We start from the raw sequence: 25,285 nt of genomic DNA on the forward strand, positions 1-25,285 counted from the left end.
GCGAGCCTTAGAAGAAGCCCAGCGGATTGATGTCGTAGCTGACCAGCAGATTCTTGGTCTGCTGGTAGTGGTCGAGCATCATCTTGTGGGTTTCGCGGCCGACGCCGGACTTCTTGTAGCCACCGAAGGCGGCGTGCGCCGGGTACAGGTGGTAGCAGTTGGTCCATACGCGGCCGGCCTTGATCGCCCGGCCCATGCGGTAGGCGACGTTCATGTCGCGGCTCCACACCCCGGCGCCCAGGCCGAACTCGGTGTCGTTGGCAATCGCCAGCGCCTCGGCCTCGTCCTTGAAGGTGGTCACGCCGATCACCGGGCCGAAGATTTCCTCCTGGAACACGCGCATCTGGTTGGTGCCCTTGAGCAGGGTCGGCTGGATGTAGTAACCGCTGGCCAGGTCGCCGTCCAGGCGCTCGGCCGCACCGCCGGTGAGCACCTGGGCGCCTTCCTGCTGGGCGATTTCCAGGTAGGAGAGGATCTTGTCGAACTGCTGCTGCGAGGCCTGGGCGCCGACCATGGTCTCGGTGTCCAGCGGGTTGCCGCGCTTGATCTGTTTGACCTTCTTCATCACCTCGGCCATGAACGGCTCGTAGATCGACTCCTGCACCAGCGCGCGCGACGGGCAGGTGCACACTTCGCCCTGATTGAAGAAGCCCAGCACCAGGCCTTCGGCGGCCTTCTCGATAAAGGCCGGCTCGGCGTTCATGATGTCGGCGAAGAAGATATTCGGCGATTTGCCGCCCAGCTCGACGGTGCTCGGGATGATGTTCTCGGCGGCGCATTTGAGGATATGCGAGCCGACCGGGGTGGAGCCGGTGAAGGCGATCTTGGCGATGCGTTTGCTGGTGGCCAGGGCTTCACCGGCCTCGCGGCCGAAGCCCTGGACGATGTTGAGCACGCCGGGCGGCAGCAGGTCGCCGATGATCTCGGCCAGCAGGGTGATCGACAGCGGGGTCTGCTCGGCCGGCTTGAGCACCACACAGTTGCCGGCGGCCAGGGCCGGAGCCAGTTTCCAGGCGGCCATCAGCAGCGGGAAGTTCCACGGGATGATCTGTCCGACCACGCCCAGCGGCTCATGGAAGTGGTAGGCCACGGTGCCGTCATTGATCTCGGCGGTGCTGCCTTCCTGCGCGCGGATGCAGCCGGCGAAGTAGCGGAAGTGGTCGGCTGCCAGCGGCACGTCGGCGTTAAGGGTTTCACGCACGGCCTTGCCGTTGTCCCAGGTTTCGGCCACGGCCAGCAGCTCGAGGTTGGCTTCGATGCGGTCGGCGATCTTCAGCAGGATGTGCGAGCGCTCCTGCACGCTGGTGCGGCCCCAGGCGTCGGCGGCGGCATGGGCGGCGTCCAGCGCCCTGTCGATGTCGGCGGCATTGGAACGGGGGAATTCGGCGATCACCGAGGCGTCGACCGGGCTGGTATTGCTGAAGTACTGGCCACTGAGCGGGGCGACGAATTCGCCGCCGATGTAGTTGCCGTAGCGCGGCTTGAGGCTGACGACGGCGCCTGGGGTACCCGGTTTCGCGTAAATCATGATGCTGACCTCTCTTGTTGTCGGAGCCCGCTGCCAATCGGGGAAGCGAGTCATGGTTCGATCTTAGGAAGCCCCCGGAAACCTCGGTATGCGCCCATGGCACAGATCGCCTAGTCATTTGGTAGTAGAGCGGCGAGCGGTCTGGCACGGGCCTTCGGCAGCGAGATAAGGAGCTATGGACGCTAAAGGCTAGACCCGCCTGCCTGGTCTTGCGTTCCGCCTGGCGGAAAATCTCCCGATGCAGCGGCAAGCCCCAGAAACGACGATGGCCGGACAGAGTCCGGCCATCGTCTGACGCATCAGCCGATCAGCGCTTGGCCACCAGTTCCTTCGGCAGCTTGAAGGTCCACAGCATGCCGCCCTGGTTCAGGTGCTTGACGCGCTTGGCCACCTCGCCGCCCCACAGCGGTACCGCACCGCCCCAGCCGGACAGCACCGAGACGTACTGCTCGCCGTCCATTTCCCAGGTCACCGGCGAGCCGATCACGCCCGAGCCGGTCTGGAATTCCCAGACCTTCTCGCCGGTCTTGGCGTTGAACGCCTGCAGGTAGCCTTCCGGGTTGCCGGTGAACACCAGGTTGCCCTTGGTGGTCAGCACCCCGCCCCACAACGGCGCATAGTTCTCGTGGCGCCAAACTTCCTTGCCGGTCTTCGGATCGATGGCGCGCAGCACGCCGATGTAGTCCTCGTTGAGCGGCTTGATGGTGAAACCGGCGCCCAGGTAGGCCGCGCCCTTCTTGTAGGCGATGTCCTCGTTCCAGATATCCATGCCCCACTCGTTGGACGGCACGTAGAACAGGCCGGTGTCCTGGCTGTAGGCCATGGGCATCCAGTTCTTCGCGCCGAGGAAGGCCGGCGCGGCGAACACGCTCTTGCCCTTCTCCGCCGCGCTCGGCGAACCCGGACGGTTGCTGTCGTCGTAGATCGGCCGGCCGTTCTTGTCCAGGCCCTTGGCCCAGGTGATCTTGTCGACGAAGGGGAAGCCGCGGATGAACTTGCCGTTGGTGCGATCGAGTACGTAGAAGAAGCCGTTGCGGTCGGCGGTGGCCGCGGCCTTCACGGTCTTGCCGCCTTCCTGGTAGTCGAAGGAGATCAGCTCGTTGACGCCGTCGAAGTCCCAGCCGTCGTGCGGGGTGGTCTGGAAATGCCACTGGATGCTGCCATCGTCGGGGTTCAGCGCCAGGCGCGAGGACGAGTAGAGGTTATCGCCGGGCCGCAGGTGCGAGTTCCACGGCGCCGGGTTGCCGGTGCCGAAGAACAGCAGGTTGGTGTCGGTATCGTAGTAGCCGCCCAGCCAGGGCGCGGCGCCGCCGGTCTTCCACAGGTCGCCCGGCCAGGTCTTGCCGGCCTCACCGCCGCTGATGCCGTTCTCGACCGCCTTGCCGTCCTTGTAGACGTAACCCATATGGCCTTCGACGGTCGGGCGGCTCCACAGCAGCTCGCCGTTCTTCGGGTCGTAGGCCTCGATCTTGCCGACCACGCCGAACTCGCCGCCGGAGACGCCGGTGATCAGCTTGCCATTGACCACCAGCGGCGCGGCGGTGATCGAGTAGCCCGCCTTGTGATCGGCGACGTTCTTGCGCCAGACCACCTTGCCGGTGTCCTTGTTCAGCGCCACCAGCTTGGCGTCGAGGGTGCCGAAGATCACCAGGTCGTCGTACAGGGCGACGCCGCGGTTGATCACGTCGCAGCAGGGACGGATATCGTCCGGCAGGCGCGCCTCGTACTGCCACAGTTCGCGGCCGGTGCGTGCATCGACGGCGAACACCCGCGAATAGGAGGCGGTGACGTACATCACGCCGTCCTTGATCAGCGGCTGCGCCTGCTGGCCGCGCTGCTTCTCGCCGCCGAAGGACATGGTCCACACCGGGCGCAGCTCCTTGACGTTCTGCTCGTTGAGGATGCTCAGCGGGCTGTAGCGCTGGCCCTGCAGGCCGAGGCCGTTGGTGACGATCTCGTCGGTGGTGCTGGCGTCCTTGAGAATCTCGGCGTCGGTGACCGCCAGCGCGGCGGCGGACGGCAACAGCATCGCCGCGCACAGCGCGGTGAGGATCAAGGGCTGGCGAAGACCGGTGTGTTTCATTGCGGCTACCTCTGCGGGTTCATTGTTATTGCCGGGAAATTTTCCCGGTCTGCCGCAAATTCTTCGCCCGCCCCGGCCACCCAACAATTGCACCCCCAGCCGATTTTCCTCCTTCCTTGGTAGCAATACCTGCCCCACAGGCTGCAATCATGAGGATTGCGGCGGCCAGGGCTTTGCCCGACACTGGGCCGCCCGCACCTATTGATCGGAGACGCCCGTGCCCCACCCTCGCCAGGAAATCCTCAACCATCCCGATGCCCTGGACTGCACTGTCTATCGCCCCGACGAGCAGGACCCGGACGGCGAGGAGCTGGATCTGGGCGACGCCAAGGTGATCTTCACCGGCGCCTTCGAGCCGCCCGTCGACTGGGATGCGCGCCAGCGCGAGGACTATTTCGGCGAGGAAGATCCCACGCACTTCGTCACCGCCCATATCGAGTGCCTGGCCAAACCGGCCACCAAGGCATTCTTCATGGCCGAGAGCGGCGACTACCTGGCCGTGCAGGCCAACCTGGGCGAAGTGGTGATGTATTACGTCTACGACCACGAAGAAACCGAGCAGGGTCGCCGCTACGTGCTGATTCGCGACGACGAAGAGCTCTAAACCCTGACAGCCGCTGCGCGCGACGCCCCCTACCGATCCACCCGCCCCATGGCGTTGCGCTCGTAACGCGGGTAGAGGTGGCTGACGCTGCGGATCAGCTCGTAGCGACTCAGGCTGACCTGGGCGAAGCGCTCCGGGATGGGCGCGCGGATCAGCTCGTTCATCTCCGCGCCCTGCTCCGCCCCGTCGCGCAGCAGCCCATCGAGCCAGCCCAGGTAGTCGCGCATCTGGGCGAAGGGCGCCGCGTCCGTGGCGACGGGGCCATGGCCGGGCACGATCTGCTGCCAGGGCAGCGCTTCGAGGCGATCCAGATCGGCCAGCCAGACGTCCAGCCCGGGGCTGTTCGGCGTGGTCAATGCGCGCTGGTAGAACAGCAGATCGCCGGCGAACAGCACGCCCGTGCGCTCGTCGAGAATCGCCAGGTCGGCGCCGGTATGGCCGCGCAGCGCCAGCAGCTGCAGGCGCCGGCCGCCGATTTCCAGCGCGCCTTCGTGCAGGTCCTCGGTGGGCAATACCACCTCGGTGCCGCGCATCCAGTCGCCCACCAGGCGGTACATGTTCTCCGCCATGGCATCGCCCTGCTCGGCCAACAACCTTGTGGTCTCAGGCAGCGCCGCGATGGGCACATCGGCGAAAGCCTGGTTGCCGAGCACGTGATCCGGGTGATGGTGGGTCAGCAACACGCGCAGCACCGGCTTGCCGGTGGTTTTCTCGATGCTCTGGCGTAGCGCCTCACCGTAACGACGTGACGGGCCACTATCGATCACCACCACGCCATCGGCGGTTTCGATAAAACCGACGTTGAGGATATTGCCGCCGTTGTCCGGCGCGAAATTGTCGGTGCTGCCCTCCACCAGCCAGACGCCATCGGCGATCTGTCGGGGTTGCAGCTGGTAGTTCAACTCGGCGTGAGCCAGGCCAGTGGCCAGGATTAGCAGCAACAGCATCCAGCGCATGATCTTCCCCCTGTAATCCCAGCCACCGCGCATCAAGGTGGACTCCACTGCAGCGTTCGCCGGTAGCTTGGCGCTAAGCGCCGCGAAGCCCAACGCTGCGTCGCGCCCCGGTATTTCGCGACGTATGGAGCCCTGGTTAGAACGCGGCCTGGAATTCGTTGCCATTGTTGTCGCGCAGCCACAGCTCGGCGTGCCGATTGCCGCGCAGGTCGAAGCTCAGCGTCGGGTTCTCGCTGACCGCCGGAAACAGCTCGATGCGCCCCAACACCTGGCCGCCCTCCCCGCGCAGCTCGGCCTGTTCGATATAGAACTCGGGGATGCCACCGACCAGGCCGTTGTCCATCGGGTGCGAGACCTGCAGGCGCAGGCGGCTGCCCTCGCCGCGCACGAAGCGCTTGCCCAGCACCTGGCCCAGGCGCTCTTCCCAACCGGCCTCGGCGCGCACCACGCTGGGCGCCGTGCAGCCGCCGCCCGCGGCTTCGATGCGGGCCGAACCGACATGCCAGAGGCCATCGTCGGTGAGCACCGCGGCGCGGATCGGCGTGGCCTGCTCGACGCGAATGCGGATGGCCAGGCTCGGCTCCAGCTGCGCGCCGGGGGTGAAATCGACAATACGCGGGATGGGATTGAGTTCGGCCCAGGCCAGGATGCGCTTGACCTTGCCGCGGTAAGCGCTGGCGTCGATCTGGATCGGCACCTGGCGCGCGTCTTCGGCAAAAGGTGGCACCTCGAGACGCACCTGCTCATCGAAGACGAAAGGCTCGCCGTTCAGCAGGCGCTGGTGGTAGTAATCCCACATCACCGAGGTGACGGGATCGGCCGGCTGGGCCCGCGCTTCCCAGGCCCAGGCAAACAGGGCCAGCAACACCAAGGTCCGCCAATCCATCGCCCACCTCCGGCTCGCGCCCTATTGGTATTGTTCAGGCTTCTCGTAGCGCAGCCCGTAGCGCGCATAGAGACGCTCGAGCGAGCCATCGAGAATCAGGTTTTCCAGCTGTTCCTCGACCGCATAGGCCAACTGTCGATTGCTTTCGTGCACCGCCATGCCGATCTCCCAGATCTGCCGGCCCATGTCCGGGTAGGCGTTCTCCGCCAGTGCCAGCTGCGGGTCGCCGGCTTCGTGCAGCAGCCAGTCCACCTCGCCACGCAGCGCCATCACCGCGTCCACCTCGCCGGCCCGCATGGCGGCGAAGGCCAGCTGCGGCGTCGGGTAGTGATGGGTCTGCTTGCCGAGCATGCCGCCCTGCACCGAGCTGAGGTAGAACGAGGGCACGCTTTCCACCTCCACCCCCACCGGATGCCGGCGCAGCGCAGCGATGCTCGGCACCTCGGCCAGGCGGCGGCGGTCATGCGCCAGCTGCCAGCGCTCGCGCTGGTAGGGACCGAACATCACCACCAGTTCGTTGATCAGCTCGCCCAGTTCGTTGCGCTTGTAGGAAAACTCGCGGTCGTAGGGCACGCGCAGCATCAGATCGGCCAGCTCGCCCTGCGCGGTGACGCGGCCGCGCCAGATATAGTCGCGCAGGTCGTCGTCGAGCTTCTCGCCAGGCGGCGCCCAGATCAGCTCGAGCCGCAGCCCCAGGCCCTTGGCGAGCGCCTGCGCCAGCTCGTAGTCGACGCCGCGCGGCTGGCCGTCCTGCTCGTAGCTGTAGGGCGGGAAGTTCTGGTACAGCGCCACGCGCAGGGTGCCGGACTCGTTGATACGGTCGAAGTCGCGCACCTGCGCCTGCGCCGTGCCCAGGCACAGCAGCAGGCCACACAACAGGATCAGCCGGTGCATGCTCCTAGAGATGGTGAAGAAATCGTCGCGAGCGAAGGCAGGTCGCGTTTCGCCGGAGCGCAGCAAGCGGAGTGTATTGAAATACATGAGCATTGCGAGCACCGCCGAAGCGCGAGATGCCGAGCGCAGCAGATTTATCATCAAGCTCTTACTCCTCGACGTGCACGCTCTCCAGGTAGGTACGCACCGCCCACAGGGCTTCCTGACTGAGGAAGTCGGCCATCTTCGGCATGTACACGCGGCCATCGCGCACCGCACCGTTGATTACCCGCTCCTTGAACCATTCGTCACCCATGGCGCCCAGCTCGAGCAGGCGCAGGTCCGGGGCGATACCGCCGGATTTGGCTTCCAGACCGTGGCAGGCGGCGCAGTTCTGGTTGTAGGCCGAGGCGCCGATCTCGATGGCGCGCGGGTTGTCGCGGTAGGGGTTCTCCTCCAGCCATTCCTCGCCCAGCGGCTCCAGGCCGTCGGTGTTGACCGCCTGCGGCACCACGTCGCCATGCGCCCAGAGCTGAGTGGATGCGGCCAGCAGCACCAGGGCCAGGGTGGAATTGAGTTTCTTGTTCATGGCTAGGACCTCATCGAATGCACGCAAGACGGCTCGTACGGAGCTCGTGGGGCCATCTTAGAAAGGCCGCGCAAGACGCCGAATGCTGCTTTGGTGGTCGCGTCCTAGTCCCTTGGTAGTAGGGCTTGTGAGGGGGTGTTGGCGATGCCTTGGCAGCAAGGCCAAGTCATGCCCCGACCGGGAAATCCTCCCGGCAAAGGCGGGAGTTTTTCCGTAGGCGCGAAGGTGGCCGGGTACCACCATCGACTTGCCACTGCGGCGATCACTTTCTTCAACGGGAAGCACAACCATGACAACAAGAAACCTACCCAGCACCCCGCGTCCCCTGGCGCTTGCCCTGATGCTGGCCGGCGGCCTGGCACTGAGCCAGGGCGCGCTCGCCAAGCCGGTCACCTGGGAAGACATTGCCAACGACCACCGCACCACCAGCAACGTGCTGCAGTACGGCATGGGCACCAACGCCCAACGCTGGAGCCCGCTGGCTCAGGTGAACGCCGACAACGTGTTCAAGCTCGCCCCGGCGTGGAGCTACTCCTTCGGCGACGAGAAGCAGCGCGGTCAGGAATCGCAGGCCATCATCCACGACGGCGTGGTCTACGTGACCGGCTCCTACTCGCGGGTGTTCGCCCTCGACGCCAAGACCGGCAAGCGCCTGTGGACCTACAGCCATCGCCTGCCCGATGACATCCGCCCCTGCTGCGACGTGGTCAACCGCGGCGCCGCCATCTATGGCGACAAGATCTACTTCGGCACCCTCGACGCCCGCGTCGTGGCGCTGAACAAGGACACCGGCAAGGTGGTGTGGAACAAGAAATTCGGCGACCACTCCGCCGGCTACACCATGACCGGCGCGCCAACCATCGTGAAGGATGGCAAGACCGGCAAGGTGCTGGTCATCCACGGCAGCTCCGGTGACGAGTTCGGCGTGGTCGGCAAGCTGTTCGCCCGCGACCCGGATACCGGCGAGGAGGTCTGGATGCGTCCGTTCGTCGAAGGCCATATGGGCCGCCTGAACGGCAAGGACAGCACCCCGACAGGCGACGTGAAAGCGCCGAGCTGGCCGGATGATCCCAACCACCCCACCGGCAAAAAGGAAGCCTGGAGCCAGGGCGGCGGCGCGCCGTGGCAGAGCGCCAGCTTCGATGCCGAGACCAACACCATCATCATCGGCGCCGGCAACCCGGCGCCGTGGAACGGCTGGGCGCGTACCAGCGACGGTGGCGACCCCAAGGACTACGACAGTCTGTACACCTCGGGCCAGGTCGGTGTGGACGCGACCACCGGCGAGGTGAAGTGGTTCTACCAGCACACCCCCAACGATGCCTGGGACTTCTCCGGCAACAACGAGCTGGTGCTGTTCGACTACCAGGACAAGGACGGCAAGGTCACCAAGGCCACCGCCCACGCCGACCGCAACGGCTTCTTCTACGTGGTCGACCGCGCCAACGGCAAACTGAAGAACGCCTTCCCCTTCGTCGACAAGATCACCTGGGCCAGCCACATCGACCTGGAAACCGGTCGCCCGGTGGAGAACGAAGGCCAGCGCCCGCCCAAGCCCAAGCCGGGCGAAAGCAAGGGTGAAGTGGTCGAGGTCTCCCCGCCCTTCCTCGGCGGCAAGAACTGGAACCCCATGGCCTACAGCCAGGACACCGGTCTGTTCTACGTCCCGGCCAACCACTGGAAGGAGGACTACTGGGCCGAGGAAGCCACCTACAAAAAAGGCTCCGCCTACCTGGGCATGGGCTTTCGCATCAAGCGTCTGTACGACGACCACGTCGGCATCCTGCGCGCGATGAACCCGACCACCGGCCAGGTCGCCTGGGAGCACAAGGAGCGCCTGCCGCTGTGGGCCGGCGTGCTCGCCACCAAGGGCAACCTGGTGTTCACCGGGACCGGCGACGGCTACTTCAAGGCCTTCGACGCCAAGAGCGGCAAGGAGCTGTGGAAGTTCCAGGTCGGCACCGGGATCATCTCCCCGCCCGTTACCTGGGAACAGGACGGCGAGCAGTACATCGGCGTGACCGCCGGTTACGGCGGCGCCGTGCCGCTGTGGGGCGGCGACATGGCCGAGCTGACCAAGCCAGTCGCCCAGGGCGGTTCCTTCTGGGTGTTCAAGCTGCCGAGTTGGGACCAGGCCAGCGCCAAACGCTGATGGCCCAGCGCATGGCGCACCTCTGGGTGCGCCATGCGCTTTGGTCCGTAGGAGCGGCTTCAGCCACGAACCAGACGAATCAGACAATCCCCCCGAGGACTCGCCATGAACTACCTGCCTCTGCTTATCCCGGTGCTGCTACTGGTCATCGGCAGCCACGCCATCGGCGCCGAGAGCGACGGCGTGCCGCAGATCAACGGCTGCCGCATCGAACCCGACAGCCAATGCCCCAACGCCAACCTGCGCGGCGCCGACCTGCGCAACCTGGACATGCGCCGCATGAATCTTTCCGGCGCCGACCTGTCCGGCGCGGATCTGCGCCACGTCAACCTCGACCTGGCCAATCTGGAACAGGCCAAGCTGCGCGGCGCCAAGCTCAACCGCGCCAGCCTGCAACAGAGCAACCTGCGCCTGGCCGACCTGTCCGGCGCCAGCCTGGTGGCCATCAGCGGCTGGGGCCTGTTCGCCCAGGCCGCGCAGTTCGAAGGCGCCGACATGCGCGCCGCCAACCTGGAGTTCGCCCGCCTCTCCGGGGCCAGGCTGCACAACGTCCAGTTGCAGGCCGCCAACCTGGAAATGACCTGGCTGAGCAAGGCCGACCTCAAGGGCGCACATCTGCAAGACGCCAACCTGCAGGAAGTGAAACTGGCCGGCTCCAATCTGGAGAGCGCCAACCTCAGCGGCGCCCGCACCCGCTTCGGCAACTTTCAGGACGCCAATATGCCGGGGTGCGTGCAATGCCCCAAGGGCTGGGATTGAGAGCTCTGGTTCGAGGCTAAAGCCGCTCCTACAGCCTGCGGCCGAACGCTGATTGGCGTAGGAACGGCTTCAGCCGCGCCCCCCTGAATCAGGCACTCTCCAACCCCACCCTGACCACCCCACTGTCGATAGCCAGATGCACCAACTCGGCCTGCGAGCTGATCTGCAGTTTGTTCTTCACCAGGGTCTGGTAGTTGGACAGGGTCTTGCCGCTGATGCACAGCTTCTCGGCGATCTGCCGGGGTGGCAGGCCGCGGGCGAGCATGACGAAGATTTCGAACTCGCGCTGGGTCAGTTCGCGCAGACGCGGGTCGAGGCCGCCACTGCTGGTGGGATTGCAGGCCAGTTGGGTGGCCAGGGGTTGTTCGATATAGGCGTGGCCGGCGGCGGTGCGGCGTACCGCCTCCACCAGCACTTCCGGCGACGAGTTCTTGGTCAGGTAGCCGATGGCGCCGGCGTCCAGCGCCTGGCGTACCAGGGGCAGTTCGTCGTGCATGCTGAAGAACAGCACGCGCAGTTGCGGCAGGCGCTGGCGCAGGCGGCGGGTGGTTTCCAGGCCGCTGATGCCGGGCAGGCCAATATCCATGATCACCAGGTGCGGTATCTCTTCCTGCACCCGTTGCAGGGCCTGTTCACCATCGCTGGCCTCGCGCAATTGCACCTCCGGCAACAGGGCACGCAGCAGGCTGGCGTAGCCCTGGCGCACCACGGCGTGATCGTCCACCAGTAGCACCTTCATCGCATCGCCTCCAGAGGAATGTTCAGGCACAGCGCCCAGCCCGCTTGTGGGCGACTGTGCAGACGCAGCTCGCCGCCGAGGCTGCGGCTGCGTTCACGCATCGAGCGCAGGCCGATGCCGGGGCGCAGCGGCAAAGCCGTGCCGCGACCGTTGTCACGCACCAGCAGGCGCAGCCCCTGGCCGCGGCGCTGCAAACGAATGCGCACTTCGCTGGCGTCGGCATGCCGGGCGACATTGGTCAGCGCCTCCTGCACCAGCCGATAGAGATGGGCCTTGCTCGCCAGCGGCAAGCTCGGCAACTGCTCGCCCAGTTGCAAGCGGCAGCGAATGCCCTGCGCCTGCTGCCAGTCGGCGGCCAGTTGCTGCAAGGCCGGGCCCAGTTCCAGGCGTTCCAGCACCACCGGATAGAGGTCGCGGATCAGGCGGCGAAAGCCCTGCTGCAGGCGCTCGCAGTTGTCGTCCAGCAGGCGCGCGGTGTCCTGCACCTGCTGCGGCCGCTCGGCGATCACCTTGAGCAGGCAGGCCTGGGCGCGGATACCGCTGAGGTACTGGCCGAGGTCGTCGTGCAGGGTCTGGCCGAGGCGCGTGCGCTCGCGCTCCTGCAACTCCAGCAGCGCCTGGGTCAGCTCGGCGTTGTCCGCCTGCACCTGCTGCAGGGTGGTGGCCATGGCGTTGAAGTGGCCGGCCAGGCGCTGCGCCTCGGCCAGGCCATGGTGTTGCAGGCGGGTGTCGAAGTGGCCGGCGCCGACCTGGCTCAGGGCGGCCAGCAGCTCGTCGAGCACGCGCAGGCCGCGGCGTACGGCGAAGCGAATGGTCAGCAGGCTCAGGGCCAGGGCGAAGGCGCTGAGCAGCAGCAGTTGCAGCAGCGAATCCTGGATTTCCTCGATCTCGTCGGACGGATCGAGGGCGATGCGCAGTTCGCGGCCATCGTCCAGCGGCCAGACGTCGGCCACCAGCAGGGCCGGATCCAGCAGCTGCCGGGCGACCCACTGCTGTAGGCCGCTATCCGTCTGCTGGTCGACCGGCTCGCCTGGGCGCAGCCAGCTGACGCGGATATGCCGCAGGTTGTCGGTCAGTTCGGGGCGCAGGCTGGCCGGGTTGTTGCGCGCCACTTCGCCCAGGTACTCGACCACCGCCTCGGCCGCCAGCAACTCGCGGCGCACGTCGTGGCTGGCCTGGCGCAGCAGCAGCGCCAAGCCGGCGAGGGTCACCAGCGCGAACAGCAGGCTGACGCCGAGATTGATACGGCCGAGGGCGGTCATCTACTTGACCACGAAATAACCGAGCATGCCCTTGCCTTCCAGGCCCTTGGCGTAGAAGCGGTATTTGCCCGGCTTGACCGGCAGGAAGAAGATCTCCGCCTCGCCGGCGTCCTCGAACTCCAGCTCGGTGAGGGTCACCGCCTTGATCTCCACGCCGCCGGCCTCGACCTTGCGCAGGTAGATGGACGTGGCGAACTCGGGCGCCTGAAAGGCGTACTCCTTTTGCCCGCTGGCGATGATCTTGAGCTGATAGGCCTGGCCGGTCTGCAGCTGATACTCGCTGTGCGACATGGCGTAGTCGCTTTCCTCGCTGCCCAGCACCAGGTCGGGCAAGGCAACCGGCCGGCGGGTCATATCGCCGGCGGCGTGCAGGCTGTCGACGCCGAGCAGGCTGAGGATCAGCAGCAGCGGCAGCGTAAGGACTTTGATAATGCGCATGGGGGTTCACCTGTTGTTTTTATGAGCCTGGTGACCATGCTAGGGAGCGAGCGACCATTGCGGTTTACTACCTTGGTACCGGCGCACTGGTACTTTGGGCATATTTCCCGAGGCGGGGGCTGTTCCTATGCTGGGGCCATCCGACCGGGAGCCGCCCCATGCGCCAGATTTGCCAGTCCGCCCTGCTAGTTCTCGCCCTGCTCTGCGCCAGCGTCGCCTGTGCCAGCGAGCTGCAGGTGCGCATCGGCTACCTGGCCCACCTGCCGCCGCGCGGGCCGCTGCTATCGAACGTCATTCCCGAGCCGCTGGACGCCGGCCGCCGCGGCGCCGAGCTGGCGATTGCCGACAGCAACAGCACCGGGCGCTTTCTCAAGCAGAGCTACAGCCTGGAAAGCGCCGAAAGCGACGAGGCCGCCAGCCTGCTCGCCGCCGCCGATGCCCTGCATGTCCAGGGCATTCGCCTATTTGTGATCAACGCCCCCGCCGCGACCCTGCGCCAGCTTAGCCAGCGCCTGCCGGACAGCCTGCTGCTCAACGCCGGCAGCACCGACGACGGCCTGCGCCGCGCGCAGTGCCTGGGCAACGTGCTGCACACCCTGCCCAGCCGCGCCATGCTGGCCGATGCCCTGGCGCAGTTTCTCGCCGTGCGCAAATGGACGCGCTGGCTGCTGGTGACCGGCAACACCGAAGACGACCTCGCCTACGCCGACGCGCTCAAGCGTGCGGCCAAGCGCTTCGGCCACAAGATAGTCGCGGAGAAGCCCTGGAGCTTCGACAACGACCAACGCCGCAGCGCCCAGGCGGAGATGCCGCTGTTCACCCAGGCCAGCGAGTACGACGTGGTGCTGGTGGCCGACGAGCGCGGCGACTTCGGCGAGTACCTGCCCTACAACACCTGGTACCCGCGCCCGGTGGCCGGCACCCAGGGCCTGACCCCGACCGCCTGGCACAAGAGCGTGGAGACCTTCGGCGCCGCGCAACTGCAGAAGCGCTTCGAGGAACTGGCCGGGCGCTGGATGAACGACCGCGACTTCGCCGCCTGGATGGCTGTGCGCAGCCTGGCCACGGCCATCACCAAGCAGCGCGCCGCCGAGCCGCAGGCCATACGCCGCCTACTGCTGAACGAACAACTGCCGCTGGACGGCTTCAAGGGCCGCAAGCTGAGCTTCCGCCCGTGGAACGGCGAGCTGCGCCAACCCATCCCACTGGTTCACCCACGCGCCCTGGTCAGCACCTCACCGCAGGACGGCTTCCTGCATCCCAGCAACGAGATGGACAGCCTCGGCTACGACCGCCCGGAAGTGAGCTGCGACCTGGCCGGTAACGCGAATTGATGGTGCGCACCCGACCCTAGGGTGCGCCGTGCGCACCGGCAAAAACCGACATAAAAAGAGGATCAACCCCATGCGCCTTACCCCTCTCGCCTGCGCCGTCGCCTTCGGCCTGGCCTGCCACTCGGCCCTGGCCGCCACTGCCTATGTGTCCAACGAGAAGGACGACAGCATCAGCGTGATCGACCTGGACACGCTGGAGGTCACCGATACCCTGGCCGTCGGCATGCGCCCGCGCGGGCTGCTGCTGTCCTCCGACAACAAGCTGCTGTACATCTGCGCCAGCGATTCGGACCGGGTGCAGGTGATGGACCTGGCCACGCGCCAGATCGTCAAGGAGCTGCCCTCCGGCGCCGACCCCGAGCAGTTCGCCCTGCACCGCAACGACCGCTGGCTGTACATCTCCAACGAGGACGATGCCCTGGTCACCGTGGTCGACACCCAGAGCGACGAGGTGCTGGCGCAGATCGAGGTGGGCGTGGAGCCCGAAGGCATGGCGGTGAGCCCGGACGGCAAGTGGGCGGTCAACACCAGCGAGACCACCAACATGCTGCACTGGATCGACACCAGCACCCAGCAACTGGTGGACAACACATTGGTCGACCAGCGCCCGCGCCACGTCGAGTTCGACCAGGACGGCAAGCGCCTGTGGGCCTCGGCCGAGATCGGCGGCACGGTCACGGTGATGGACGTCGAGGCGCGCGAGATCCTCAAGGTGCTGCGCTTCGCGATCAAGGGCGTGCACCCGGACAAGGTGCAGCCGGTGGGGGTCAAGCTCAGCGATGACGGCAAGTACGCCTTCGTCGCCCTCGGCCCGGCCAACCACGTGGCGGTGGTCGATGCGCAGAGCTACGAGGTGCTCGACTACCTGCTGGTGGGCCGGCGCGTCTGGCATATGGCCTTTACCCCGGACCAGCAGCGCCTGCTGACCACCAACGGCGTCAGCGGCGATGTGTCGGTGATCGATGTCGATACGCTCAAGGTGAGCAAGTCGATCAAGGTCGGTCGCTACCCCTGGGGCGTGGTGGTGACGCCATGAATGCCCTGCAGGTGAGCGGCGTCGGCTTCGCCTACGGGGCGCGCCAGGCGCTGAACGACCTGGCCTTCGAGCTGGCACCCGGACGCTTCGCCGCCCTGCTCGGCCCCAACGGCGCCGGCAAGTCCACCCTGATCGCCCTGCTCACCCGCCTGTATGAGCTGCAGCAGGGCGACATCCGCATCTTCGGTCACAGCCTGCGCGATGAGCCACGCCAGGCGCTGCGCCAGCTTGGCGTGGTGTTCCAGCAAAGCACCCTGGATCTGGACCTGTCGGTGCAGCAGAACCTCGCCTACCACGCCGCCCTGCACGGCATGCCCAGGCGCCAGGCGCAGGCGCGTATCGACGAAGAGCTGCTGCGCCAGGATCTCGCCGAGCGTCGTCACGACAAGGTGCGCACGCTCAATGGCGGCCACCGTCGCCGCGTGGAGATCGCCCGCGCCCTGCTGCACCAGCCGCGCCTGCTGCTGCTCGACGAGGCCAGCGCCGGGCTCGATCCGGCCAGCCGCCAGGCCCTCGGCCGGCATGTGCGCAACCTGTGCCGCGAGCAGGGCCTGAGCGTGCTGTGGACCACCCACCTGCTGGACGAGATCGAGCCTGGCGACGAGCTGCTGATCCTGCATCGCGGCGAGCGCGTGGCCCGCGGCAAGGCCGCCGATTTCGGCGACGACCTGGCCACCAGCTTCGCCCGCCTGACCGGCGACGAGGCGATGGGCCGTGGGCATGTGCGCGAGGCGATCCGGCCGAACGGTGGGAGGGGCTTCAGCCGCGATATCCACAATATCGAAGAGCTCGCGGCTAAAGCGGAGCGCCGCCCGACCACCCCCACGCCCCCCGCAAACGCCTCAAAGGAGCCGCAACCATGACCGCCTACTGGGAATGCCTGCGCGGCATCGTGCTGCGCGAATGGCTGCGCTTCGTCCTGCAGCGCTCGCGCTTTCTCAGCGCCCTGGTGCGGCCGCTGCTGTGGCTGTTGGTATTCGCCGCCGGTTTCCGGGCGGCGCTGGGCATCGCCATCATCGAGCCCTATGACACCTACATCACCTACGACACCTACATCGTGCCCGGCCTGGCCTGCATGATCCTGCTGTTCAACGGCATGCAGGGCTCGCTGGCGATGGTCTACGACCGCGAGATGGGCAGCATGCGCGTGCTGCTCACCAGCCCGCTGCCGCGCGCCTTCCTGCTCGCCGCCAAGCTGCTGGCCACCGCGCTGATCTCGCTGCTGCAGGTCTATGCCTTTCTCGCCATCGCCTGGGTATACGGCGTGCAGCCGCCGGCCTGGGGCCTGCTCGCCGCCCTGCCGGCGCTGCTCTTGGTGGCGCTGCTGCTCAGTGCCCTGGGCCTGCTGCTGTCCAACGGCATCCGTCAGCTGGAGAATTTCGCCGGGGTGATGAATTTCGTCATCTTCCCGCTGTTCTTCCTCTCGTCCGCGCTCTACCCGTTGTGGAAGATGCGCGAATCCAGCGAGTGGCTGTACTGGCTGTGTGCGCTCAACCCCTTCACCCACGCCGTGGAGCTGGTGCGCAACGCCCTCTACCTGCGCCTGCACCTCGATGCGCTGCTGATCTGCAGCGGCCTGACCCTGCTGCTGACGCTGCTCGCCGTGGCCAGCTTCAACCCGCAGCACGCGGCGCTGCGCAAGGTAGGTTGAGCCACTTTCTGGCCGCTGGCCATTACGACTTCTACTACTTTGGTACTGCTTTTGCTCTCCATCGTAGAATTTCCAACGCAGCAGTCCGGGCCTCTAATACCTGCATAAAAAGAACAGAGGCCCACGGTCATGAAACACTGCCTTGCCCTGCACGCGGGGCTGCTCCTCGGCACCAGCCTGCTAGCGCCCGTGACGCTGGCCGAGGTCGCCCTGTTCGCCGCCGACGGCTATCGCCAGACGCAATACCGCAGCCCCACCCCGGCCGCCCTCGACGGCGCGCGCACCCTCGACACCCCGGCCCTGCAGCGCCTGCTGCGGGAACAGCCGCACACCCGCCTGATCGACGTCTACCGCCGCACCTGGTTGAACGGTCGCTTCGTCGAGGACGAGGCCCACGCCAACCTGCCCGGCAGCCTGTGGCTGGCCAACACCGGCGACGGCCGGCTCGAGCCGCGCTGGCAGCGCTACTTCGAGCTGCACCTGCGCAACGCCAGCCAGGGCGACCCGGACTGGCCACTGGTGTTCTACTGCCGCTCCGATTGCTGGCTGAGCTGGAACGCCACGCGCCGCGCCTACCGCCTGGGCTACCGCCAGCTGTACTGGTACCGTGACGGCATCGACGCCTGGGAGCAGGCCGGCCTGCCCCTGGTGCCCGCCCAGCCTGCCGAACTGCCCGGCGCTTTCTTCATCCCCAACGCCGCACCATAATCACAACAACGAGGTGAAAGGCCATGTACAAGATTCTGATTGCCGACGACCACCCGCTGTTTCGCGAGGCCATCCACAACGTCATCGCCGACGGCTTCCCCGGCAGCGAGATCATGGAAACCGCCGACCTGGACAGCGCCCTGGAACTGACCCAGGCGCACGACGATCTCGACCTGATCCTGCTCGACCTGAACATGCCTGGCATGCACGGCCTGGGCGGGCTGATGAACCTGCGCAACGAGGCGCCGACCATCCCGGTGGTGATCGTCTCCGCCGAGCAGGACAAGCAGATCGTGCTGCAGGCCATCACCTACGGCGCGGTGGGTTTCATCACCAAGTCCTCGCCGCGGGCGCAGATGACCGAGGCCATCGCGCAGATCCTCGACGGCAACGTCTACCTGCCGCCGGACATCATCCGCTCGCAGAAAAGCGGCGGCCACCGCCAACACACCGACCACCACAGCATCCCGCCGGAGCTGCTGCAGGCGCTGACACGCAAGCAGCTGCTGGTGCTCGAACGCATGACCAAGGGCGAGTCGAACAAGCAGATCGCCTACAGCCTGGATATCGCCGAAACCACGGTCAAGGCCCATGTCTCGGCGATCCTGCGCAAGCTGGGCGTGCACAACCGGGTGCAGGCCATTCTCTCCGCCGGCGACATCGACTTCGCCGCCTACCTGCGCCGCTGACCCGCGGCGTCAGCACGCCCTAACACCTGATGGCCCGGAGGCAATCCGGGGACGCTTCCTGCCCGGCTGGTCGCTCGCGGGTGGCATCCGGGCTACGAAACGGCCGGCTCCTCGTCGATCATCCGCAGCGGCGCCCAGCGGCGCAGCAGCAGGTACAGGGTGGGAATCACGTAGAGGGTGAAGAAGGTGCCCACCAGCAGCCCGCCGACTATCACCAGGCCGATCTGCTGGCGACTCTCGGCGCCGGCGCCGGTGGCGATGGCCAGCGGCAGTGAACCGAGGACCATGGCCCCGGTGGTCATCAGGATCGGCCGCAGGCGCTGCACCGACGCCTCGATCACCGCGGCGCGCAGCTCCTTGCCCTCGCGCAGCAGGTGGTTGGCGAACTCGACGATGAGGATGCCGTGCTTGGTGATCAGGCCGATCAGGGTCACCAGGCCGATCTGCGAGTAGATGTTCAGGGTGCCGCCGAACAGGGTCAGGGCGAGCAAGGCGCCGGCCATCGACAGCGGCACGCTGAACAGGATGATCAGGGGGTCGCTGAAGCTCTCGAACTGCGCCGCCAGCACCAGGAAGATGAAGGCCAGGGCCAGGGCGAAGATCAGCGCGATGCCGGCGCTGGATTCCTTGAAGTCGCGCGAGGTGCCGGTGTAGTCGTACTGGGTGTCGGGCGGGAACACCTCGCGCGCGGCGGCCTCCAGATGGTCCAGCGCCTCGCCCAGGGTATAGCCGCTGCCGACGTTGGCGCTGACCGTCACCGCGCGCAGCTGGTTGAAGTGGTTGAGTTCGCGCGGCGCCACGGTCTCGCGTACCGAGATCAGGTTGGACAGCTGCACCATGCCGCCCTCGCGGTCGCGCACGTAGACCCGATCCAGGTCCTGCGGATTGCTGCGGTCGATGTCCTGCAACTGCACCAGCACGTCGTACTGCTCGCCGCTCTGCTTGAAGCGGGTCACCTGGCGGCTGCCGAACAGGCTTTCCAGGCTGCGACCGATCAGCGCCACATCGGTGCCCACCGCCACCGCCTGCTCGCGATTGACCGCCACCTTGAGCTGCGGCGTGTTGAGCTTGAGGTCGCTGTCCAGGCTCTCCAGCCCCGGATAGTCGCGCACCCGCTCGAGCAGCTGCTCGACGTAGCCCTGCAGCTCGGCGTACTCCATCGACGAGCGGATCACCAGGTTGATCGGCTGGTTGCGCGCGCTCTGCCCCAGCGGCGGGCGGTTGACCGGGAACACGCGCATGCCGGCGATATCCTGCAGCTTGGGCAGCAGCTCGTTGCGGATCTCGAACTGGCTGCGGCTGCGCTCGGCCCAGTCCTCCAACTTCATGAAGGAAATGCCCTGGGCCACCGTGGGGAAGCCGGCGATGACCATGTAGCGGTTGGTTTCCGCGATGCTCGCGTAGGCGGCCTCCACCTCCCGCGCGTAGCGCGCGGTGTAGTCGATGGTGGCACCGTCCGGGCCGTTGAACACCCCGACTATGGTGCCGGTGTCCTCGGTCGGCGCCAGCTCCGAACGCAGCCCGTTGAACAGCCAGGCGCAGACCACGAAGGCCAGCAGCAGCACGCCGAGCACCAGCGGCCAGGTACGCAGGGCACTATTGAGGCTGTGCTTGTAGCTGTAGGTGACAGCGTTGAGGAAGTTCTCGATCAGGTTGTACAGCCGGCTGTGGCGCTCGCCGGCCTGGTGCGGCTTGAGCAGCACCGCGCACATCATCGGCGTCAGGGTCAGGGCGACGAAACCGGACACCAGCACCGCGCCGGCCAGGGTCCAGGCGAACTCGGTGAAGAGTTTCCCCGTGGTGCCCTGCATGAAGCCGATCGGGGCGAACACCGCGGCCAGGGTCAGGGTCATGGCGATCACCGCGAAGGCGATCTCGCGGCTGCCCTTGAACGCCGCCTGCATGGGTTTCATCCCCGCCTCGATATGGCGGTGGATGTTCTCCAGCATGACGATGGCGTCGTCCACCACCAGGCCGATGGCCAGCACCATGGCCAGCAGGGTCAGAGTGTTGATGGAAAAGCCCATCAGGCTCATCAGGGCGAAGGCGCCGATCAGCGACACCGGGATGGTCACCAGCGGGATGATGGTGGCGCGCAGCGAGCGGAGGAAGATGAAGATGATCAGGATGACCAGCCCCACCGCTTCCCAGATGGTGATGAAGACGTTGTCGATGGACTCGCGGATGAACAGCGAGTTGTCGTTGGCCACCGTCATGTGCATGCCCTCGGGCAGCAGCGCGCGGATCTCCGGCAGGGCCGCCTCGAGGCCGGCGGAGATGTCCAGCGGGTTGGCCGTGGCCTGCTTGATCATGCCCATGGACACCGCCGGGCGACCGTTGAAGCGCACCACGCTGCGCTCGTCGCGCGCGCCGATTTCGGCATGGCCGACGTCGGCCAGGCGCAGCAGGTAGCCCTGCGAATCGTCGAGAATCAGCTCGTTGAACTGCTCGGGCGTGCTCAGGTCGGTTTCCGACAGCACGGTGAACTCGCGCTCGCGCGATTCGATGCGCCCGGCGGGAATCTCCACATTCTGCCGGCGCAGGGCGTCTTCCACGTCCTGCACCGTGAGGTTGTGCGCGGCGAGCTTCTCCGGGTCGAGCCAGATGCGCATGGCGAAGGTGCGTGCGCCGCGAATCTGCACCTCGGACACGCCGGGGATGGTCTGCAGGCGATCCTTGATCACCCGCTCCAGCACGTCGGTGATCTCCATGGCGTTGTAGCGGTCGCTGTAGGTGGCAATCCAGATCACCGGCTGGGCGTCGGCCTCGACCTTCTGCACTATGGGCTCGTCGATCTCGTCGGGCAGCAGACCGCGCACCCGGCCGAGACGGTCGCGTACGTCGTTGGCCGCCTCGTCGGCATTGCTGCCGAGGCGGAACTGGGCGGTGATCTGGGTATTTTCCGAGCGGCTGATGGAGCTGACGAAATCCAGCCCCTCGATGCCGGACAGCACGTCCTCGATCGGCTGCGCCACCTGCGACTCCATGATCTCCGGGCTGGCGCCGGGGTAGATCACGTTCACCGTGACGATGGGCACGTCGATATTGGGGTATTCGCGCACGCTGAGGCGGTCGTAGGCCATCAGCCCGAGCAGCACCACGATCAGCGACAGCACGGTGGCGAACACCGGCCGGCGGATGCAGATATCGGAGAGGATCACCGCTAGCGCTCCCCGCTCTTGCTGCGCACCGCCAGGCCCGGGCGCACCTTCTGCCAGCCGGCGCTGATCACCGTCTCGTCGCCCTCGAGGCCTTCGCGCACCTCCACCAGGCCGTCGAAACGCTTGCCCAGGCGCACTTCGCGCTGTTCGACGCTGCCGTCCACCACCAGGTTGACCAGCAGCTGCTCGCCCACCGGCATCACCGCCTCCTCGGGAATCACCAGCGCCTCGGGGCGCTCGGCGAGGATCACCGAGACGCGGACGAACTGGCCGGGGCGCAGACGGCGGTCGTCGTTGCCGATATGGGCGCGGATCGCCTGGCTGCGGCCGACTTCGTCCAGACGTGGGTTGATGGCGAAGATCTCGCCCTGGAAGCGCTCGCCCGGATAGGTGTCCAGGCTGATTTCCACCGTCTGCCCCAGGCGTACCTGGGCCACGGCCTTCTGCGGGATGCGGAAGTCGACCTTCAGCGGGTCGAGCACTTCCAGGTTGACGATGTTCTGCCCGGCGCTGAGGTAGTCGCCGACGCTGGCCTGGCGCAGGCCGAGTACGCCGTCGTAGGGCGCCTTGATCTGGGTCTTGTCGAGCCGCGCCTGGGCCAGCGCCTGGCTGGCGCGGGCGGCCTGCAACTGGCTCTGCGCCTCGTCGAGGGCCTGGGCATTGCTGGCGCCGCGCTGGAACAGCATCTGCGCGCGCTGGTGGTTCTTCTCGGCGAGGTCGAGGTTGGCGCGCGCCTGGGCCAGCTCGGCACGGGCGATGGCATCGTCGAGGCTGACCAGCAGGTCGCCGGCGGTCACCGCCTGGCCCTCGCGAAAATGCAGGCTGGCCAGACGTCCTTCGATTTCCGGGCGGATCATCACCGACTCGTCGGAGCGCAGCGAGCCGAAGGTGATCAGCTCGTCGCGCACCGCCATCTGCTTGACCGGCACCACTTCCACCACCGGTCCATCGGCGGCCAGCACCTGACCGGCCAGCAGCGCCGACAACAGCAGTGGCAGGGAACGCAGCAGCACGGCCATATACAACCCCCCTTGTATGTATAAGCCGAGTCTAACCTTCTGCTCTCTCAATGACAGCGGGGCAAGATATTTCCCTATGTTTTTGTGGCCTGCCATCCCTGGGCGGCCTGGGGCCTCGCCAGGCGCGGCCCAGCGCTTCCGGCGAACCCCTTACTGACGCATGCCGCGGCCGCTGACCAGCAGGCGAATGCACAGGGTGTACAGCACCGCGGTGGCCAGCAGCATGAAACCGATGGCCACGCCGATGCGGATGTCCGACACGCCGAGGATGCCGTAGCGGAAGGCGTTGACCATATGCAGGATCGGGTTGCCCATCGACACCGCCTGCCAGAACGGCGGCAACAGGGTGATCGAATAGAACACCCCGCCCAGATAGGTCAAAGGGGTAAGGACGAAGGTGGGGATGATCGAGATGTCGTCGAAGTTGCGCGCGAACACCGCGTTGACGAAGCCGCCCAGGGAGAAGATGGTCGCGGTCAGCAGCACCACCAGCACCGTCACACCCAGGTGGTGCACCTGCAGGTGGGTGAAGAACAGCGACAGCAGGGTGACGATGAAGCCCACCGCCAGGCCGCGCAGCACGCCGCCGACGACGAAGCCGACGAGGATGGTGTGCGGCGACACCGGCGACACCAGCAGCTCCTCGACGTTGCGCTGGAACTTGCTGCCGAAGAAGCTCGACACCACGTTGCCGTAGCTGTTGGTGATCACCGACATCATGATCAGCCCCGGCACTATGTACTCCATGTAGCTGAAGCCGCCCATGTCGCCGATCTGCCGGCCGATCAGGTTGCCGAAGATGACGAAGTACAGAACCATGGTGATCGCCGGCGGCAGCAGGGTCTGCGGCCAGATGCGCAGGAAACGGCGCACCTCACGGTGGACGATGGTGCGCAGGGCCACCAGGTTGGCGGCGAATTCGCTGTTGAGGTACTGGGTATTCATGGCGCCACCTTGGCCAGGTTCTTTTCCACCAGGGAGACGAACAGCTCCTCCAGGCGATTGGTCTTGTTGCGCAGGCTGAGCACCTCCACCTGCTGCTGCGCCAGCTGCTGGAACAGCGCATTGAGACCCTGGCTCTTCTCCACCTGCACCTCCAGGGTGTGGTCGTCGAGCAGCCGCGCCGGGTAGCCCTGCAGCTGCGGCGCCACCGCGTGGGTGTCCTTGAGGTCGAGCAGGAAGGTCTCGACGTGCAGCTTCTTCAGCAGGTCCTTCATGCTGCTGTGTTCGACGATGCGGCCGTGGTCGATGATGCCGATGTGGCGGCACAGCTGCTCGGCCTCCTCCAGGTAGTGGGTGGTGAGGATGATGGTGATGCCCTGCTGGTTCAGCTCGGTGAGAAAGCTCCACATCGAGCGGCGCAGCTCGATGTCCACCCCGGCGGTGGGCTCGTCGAGGATCAGCAGGCGCGGCTGGTGCACCAGCGCGCGGGCGATCATCAGGCGGCGCTTCATGCCACCGGACAGCTCGCGCGAAGCGACGTTGCGCTTGTCCCACAGGCCCAGCTGGGTCAGGTACTGCTCGGCGCGTGCCTTGGCGATGCTGCGCGGAATGCCGTAGTAGCCGGCCTGGGTGACGACGATGTCGAACACCTTCTCGAACTGGTTGAAGTTGAATTCCTGCGGCACCACGCCCAGGCAACGCTTGAGCGCCGACGGCTCGCGGTCGAGGTCGTGGCCGAACACCTCGACCGTGCCGCCGCTCTTGTTCACCAGGGTGGAGAGAATGCCGATGGTGGTGGACTTGCCGGCGCCGTTGGGGCCGAGCAAGGCGAAGAAGTCGCCTTCGGCGACGTCCAGGTCGATGCCGTGCAGAGCCTGGAAGCCGTTGCCATAGGTCTTGGTCAACTGGCGGATGGTCAGGGCGGAGCTCATGAAAATGGGGTTTCCCGCGCTAGGGTGAAGACAGCATAGATGGGGGTAGGGGCGACGATTTGCAACCGGTTGTTGCGGCCATCGGCGCATGCCGACCTGCACCCTACCCAGGCCGACGCGCGGAGAAAAGCCCGCCCTGGCGATCTTGACTATCGATTCAGTCGATAGCAGCCGCCTCGGCCTGCATGTCGCCGCTCATGAATGCCGCGTCGGCGGCGAACAGATGCGGATAGCAGCGCTGCAGGTGGTCGAAGAACAGCTGCTCGGGCAAGTCGGCGAACTGGCCGTGATCGACCAGGTACTCCATATAGCGCTCGCCCTTGTCGTTAAAGGGATGGAAGACGCTGTCGTGGACGCCGTCGAACTCCAGCGGCGCCACCTTGAACACCCGGCACAGTGCCTCGTTGAAGGCCGGCGTGGCCTTGACCCAGCGCCCGTCGAGAAACAGCTCGGTGTAGCCGTGCATGGCGAACACCTCGCTGCGCAGCAACTGCAGCAGGCGCGGCGTCGACAGGTGATTGCGCACGTCGGCCAGGCCGATGCGCGCCGGAATGCCGCAATGCCGCGCGCAGGCCGCCAGCAGGTTGGCCTTGGGCACGCAGTAGGACTCGCCGGCGAGCAGCGCGTGGCTGGCCTTCAGCGTCTGCGGCTCGCGGCTGAACACATAGGGGTTGTAGCGGATATGGTCGCGCACCGCGCGGTACAGCGCCACGGCCTGGTCGCGCGGATCGCGCCCGGCGCCGCGCCAACGCTCGGCGAACTCGATTAGCGCAGGGTGGTCACTGTCAATGAAGCGGCCGGGTTGCAGGTAGGTCTGCATGGGTCGTGCTCCCAAGGGTTTGCCCCAGTCTAAGCGCGCCGATCGCGCCATAAAAACGGCGATCCGGCCAAGCTGCCCCGCCTTGCCGCCAATTCGCGACTAAGCTCGTGGCGTCGTCCGCTGT

The 25,285-nt window shown here is 66.4% G+C and carries 23 protein-coding genes; 9 read left to right on the plus strand and 14 right to left on the minus strand.

Annotated elements, in window-relative coordinates; genetic code table 11:
• Positions 1-7: 7 nt before the first annotated feature.
• Positions 8-1,528 carry an acetaldehyde dehydrogenase ExaC gene (gene exaC / locus ACW9UL_RS13750; protein WP_457787343.1) on the minus strand — a complete coding sequence of 507 codons (1,521 nt, stop codon included), beginning with the start codon at positions 1,526-1,528 and terminating at the stop codon, positions 8-10.
• A 307-nt stretch (positions 1,529-1,835) separates the two neighbouring features.
• Positions 1,836-3,611, minus strand: a complete 1,776-nt coding sequence (locus ACW9UL_RS13755) for a methanol/ethanol family PQQ-dependent dehydrogenase (RefSeq protein ID WP_457787344.1) — start codon at positions 3,609-3,611, stop codon at positions 1,836-1,838.
• 217 nt (positions 3,612-3,828) lie between these two features.
• Here ACW9UL_RS13755 and ACW9UL_RS13760 point away from each other — a divergent pair, with 217 nt between their 5' ends.
• Entirely contained in the window at positions 3,829-4,215 is a 387-nt protein-coding gene (locus ACW9UL_RS13760) for a hypothetical protein (protein WP_457787345.1), read from the plus strand.
• Positions 4,216-4,244: 29 nt separating this feature from the next.
• On the opposite strand, the gene ACW9UL_RS13765 is transcribed toward ACW9UL_RS13760, so the two are convergent.
• The 4 genes from ACW9UL_RS13765 to pedF all read right to left on the minus strand — a co-directional run bounded on the left by ACW9UL_RS13765 (position 4,245) and on the right by pedF (position 7,519).
• Positions 4,245-5,171 carry a quinoprotein relay system zinc metallohydrolase 1 gene (locus ACW9UL_RS13765; protein WP_457787346.1) on the minus strand — a complete coding sequence of 309 codons (927 nt, stop codon included), beginning with the start codon at positions 5,169-5,171 and terminating at the stop codon, positions 4,245-4,247.
• Positions 5,172-5,307: 136 nt separating this feature from the next.
• Positions 5,308-6,057, minus strand: a complete 750-nt coding sequence (locus ACW9UL_RS13770) for a quinoprotein dehydrogenase-associated SoxYZ-like carrier (protein WP_457787347.1) — start codon at positions 6,055-6,057, stop codon at positions 5,308-5,310.
• A 21-nt stretch (positions 6,058-6,078) separates the two neighbouring features.
• Positions 6,079-6,951, minus strand: coding sequence for a substrate-binding periplasmic protein (locus tag ACW9UL_RS13775; RefSeq protein WP_457787348.1), 873 nt, complete (start codon positions 6,949-6,951; stop codon positions 6,079-6,081).
• Positions 6,952-7,099: 148 nt separating this feature from the next.
• Positions 7,100-7,519, minus strand: coding sequence for a cytochrome c-550 PedF (gene pedF, locus ACW9UL_RS13780; protein WP_021443425.1), 420 nt, complete (start codon positions 7,517-7,519; stop codon positions 7,100-7,102).
• Positions 7,520-7,808: 289 nt separating this feature from the next.
• On the opposite strand from pedF, the gene exaA reads away from it, so the two are divergent.
• Positions 7,809-9,671 (plus strand): quinoprotein ethanol dehydrogenase, encoded by a 1,863-nt coding sequence (gene exaA, locus ACW9UL_RS13785; RefSeq protein ID WP_457787349.1) that lies wholly within the window; start codon positions 7,809-7,811, stop codon positions 9,669-9,671.
• 105 nt (positions 9,672-9,776) lie between these two features.
• Positions 9,777-10,430 (plus strand): pentapeptide repeat-containing protein, encoded by a 654-nt coding sequence (locus ACW9UL_RS13790; RefSeq protein ID WP_457787350.1) that lies wholly within the window; start codon positions 9,777-9,779, stop codon positions 10,428-10,430.
• An 88-nt stretch (positions 10,431-10,518) separates the two neighbouring features.
• Here ACW9UL_RS13790 and ACW9UL_RS13795 read toward each other — a convergent pair whose 3' ends face one another.
• From ACW9UL_RS13795 to ACW9UL_RS13805, 3 genes are read right to left on the minus strand one after another with little or no spacing between them, the layout of a single operon-like run.
• Entirely contained in the window at positions 10,519-11,169 is a 651-nt protein-coding gene (locus tag ACW9UL_RS13795; RefSeq protein ID WP_457787351.1) for a response regulator transcription factor, read from the minus strand.
• The gene (locus tag ACW9UL_RS13800; protein ID WP_457787352.1) at positions 11,166-12,431 is read right to left on the minus strand and encodes a HAMP domain-containing sensor histidine kinase; all 1,266 of its coding nucleotides are present in this window, start codon (positions 12,429-12,431) and stop codon (positions 11,166-11,168) included. Before ACW9UL_RS13800 ends, ACW9UL_RS13795 begins: the two co-directional genes overlap by 4 nt.
• On the minus strand, positions 12,432-12,869 hold the full coding sequence (locus ACW9UL_RS13805; protein WP_457787353.1) for a cupredoxin domain-containing protein: 438 nt from the start codon (positions 12,867-12,869) through the stop codon (positions 12,432-12,434).
• Positions 12,870-13,027: 158 nt separating this feature from the next.
• Here ACW9UL_RS13805 and pedA1 point away from each other — a divergent pair, with 158 nt between their 5' ends.
• The 6 genes from pedA1 (at position 13,028) to ACW9UL_RS13835 (ending at position 18,287) form a co-directional block, all read left to right on the plus strand.
• Positions 13,028-14,203: a lanthanide ABC transporter ABC transporter substrate-binding protein PedA1 gene (pedA1, locus tag ACW9UL_RS13810; RefSeq protein ID WP_457787354.1), complete on the plus strand. Its 1,176-nt coding sequence runs from the start codon at positions 13,028-13,030 to the stop codon at positions 14,201-14,203.
• A gap of 70 nt (positions 14,204-14,273) precedes the next feature.
• On the plus strand, positions 14,274-15,239 hold the full coding sequence (locus tag ACW9UL_RS13815; protein WP_457787355.1) for a YVTN family beta-propeller repeat protein: 966 nt from the start codon (positions 14,274-14,276) through the stop codon (positions 15,237-15,239).
• Positions 15,236-16,102 carry a lanthanide ABC transporter ATP-binding protein PedB/LutE gene (gene pedB / locus ACW9UL_RS13820; RefSeq protein ID WP_457787356.1) on the plus strand — a complete coding sequence of 289 codons (867 nt, stop codon included), beginning with the start codon at positions 15,236-15,238 and terminating at the stop codon, positions 16,100-16,102. The genes ACW9UL_RS13815 and pedB overlap by 4 nt, the downstream gene beginning before the upstream one ends.
• Complete coding sequence (gene pedC / locus ACW9UL_RS13825) at positions 16,099-16,890, plus strand: lanthanide ABC transporter permease protein PedC (protein WP_457787357.1); 792 nt, start codon at positions 16,099-16,101, stop codon at positions 16,888-16,890. The genes pedB and pedC overlap by 4 nt, the downstream gene beginning before the upstream one ends.
• A 129-nt stretch (positions 16,891-17,019) precedes the next feature.
• On the plus strand, positions 17,020-17,598 hold the full coding sequence (locus ACW9UL_RS13830; RefSeq protein ID WP_021442088.1) for a PQQ-dependent catabolism-associated CXXCW motif protein: 579 nt from the start codon (positions 17,020-17,022) through the stop codon (positions 17,596-17,598).
• Between the two features lie 23 nt (positions 17,599-17,621).
• Positions 17,622-18,287 (plus strand): response regulator, encoded by a 666-nt coding sequence (locus tag ACW9UL_RS13835; protein ID WP_457787358.1) that lies wholly within the window; start codon positions 17,622-17,624, stop codon positions 18,285-18,287.
• Between the two features lie 92 nt (positions 18,288-18,379).
• Here ACW9UL_RS13835 and ACW9UL_RS13840 read toward each other — a convergent pair whose 3' ends face one another.
• From ACW9UL_RS13840 to ACW9UL_RS13860, 5 genes are all read right to left on the minus strand, one after another.
• Entirely contained in the window at positions 18,380-21,448 is a 3,069-nt protein-coding gene (locus ACW9UL_RS13840; protein ID WP_457787359.1) for an efflux RND transporter permease subunit, read from the minus strand.
• 2 nt (positions 21,449-21,450) lie between these two features.
• Positions 21,451-22,467: an efflux RND transporter periplasmic adaptor subunit gene (locus tag ACW9UL_RS13845; protein ID WP_021442091.1), complete on the minus strand. Its 1,017-nt coding sequence runs from the start codon at positions 22,465-22,467 to the stop codon at positions 21,451-21,453.
• A 150-nt stretch (positions 22,468-22,617) separates the two neighbouring features.
• Positions 22,618-23,412 carry an ABC transporter permease gene (locus tag ACW9UL_RS13850; protein WP_021442092.1) on the minus strand — a complete coding sequence of 265 codons (795 nt, stop codon included), beginning with the start codon at positions 23,410-23,412 and terminating at the stop codon, positions 22,618-22,620.
• A complete protein-coding gene (locus ACW9UL_RS13855; protein ID WP_122107062.1) occupies positions 23,409-24,341 on the minus strand; it encodes an ABC transporter ATP-binding protein in 933 nt (310 codons plus the stop codon). The genes ACW9UL_RS13850 and ACW9UL_RS13855 overlap by 4 nt, the downstream gene beginning before the upstream one ends.
• Positions 24,342-24,498: 157 nt before the next feature.
• On the minus strand, positions 24,499-25,161 hold the full coding sequence (locus ACW9UL_RS13860) for a transglutaminase-like domain-containing protein (protein ID WP_457787360.1): 663 nt from the start codon (positions 25,159-25,161) through the stop codon (positions 24,499-24,501).
• Positions 25,162-25,285: the final 124 nt, after the last annotated feature.

Source organism: Pseudomonas sp. PL-6, from assembly GCF_054110165.1.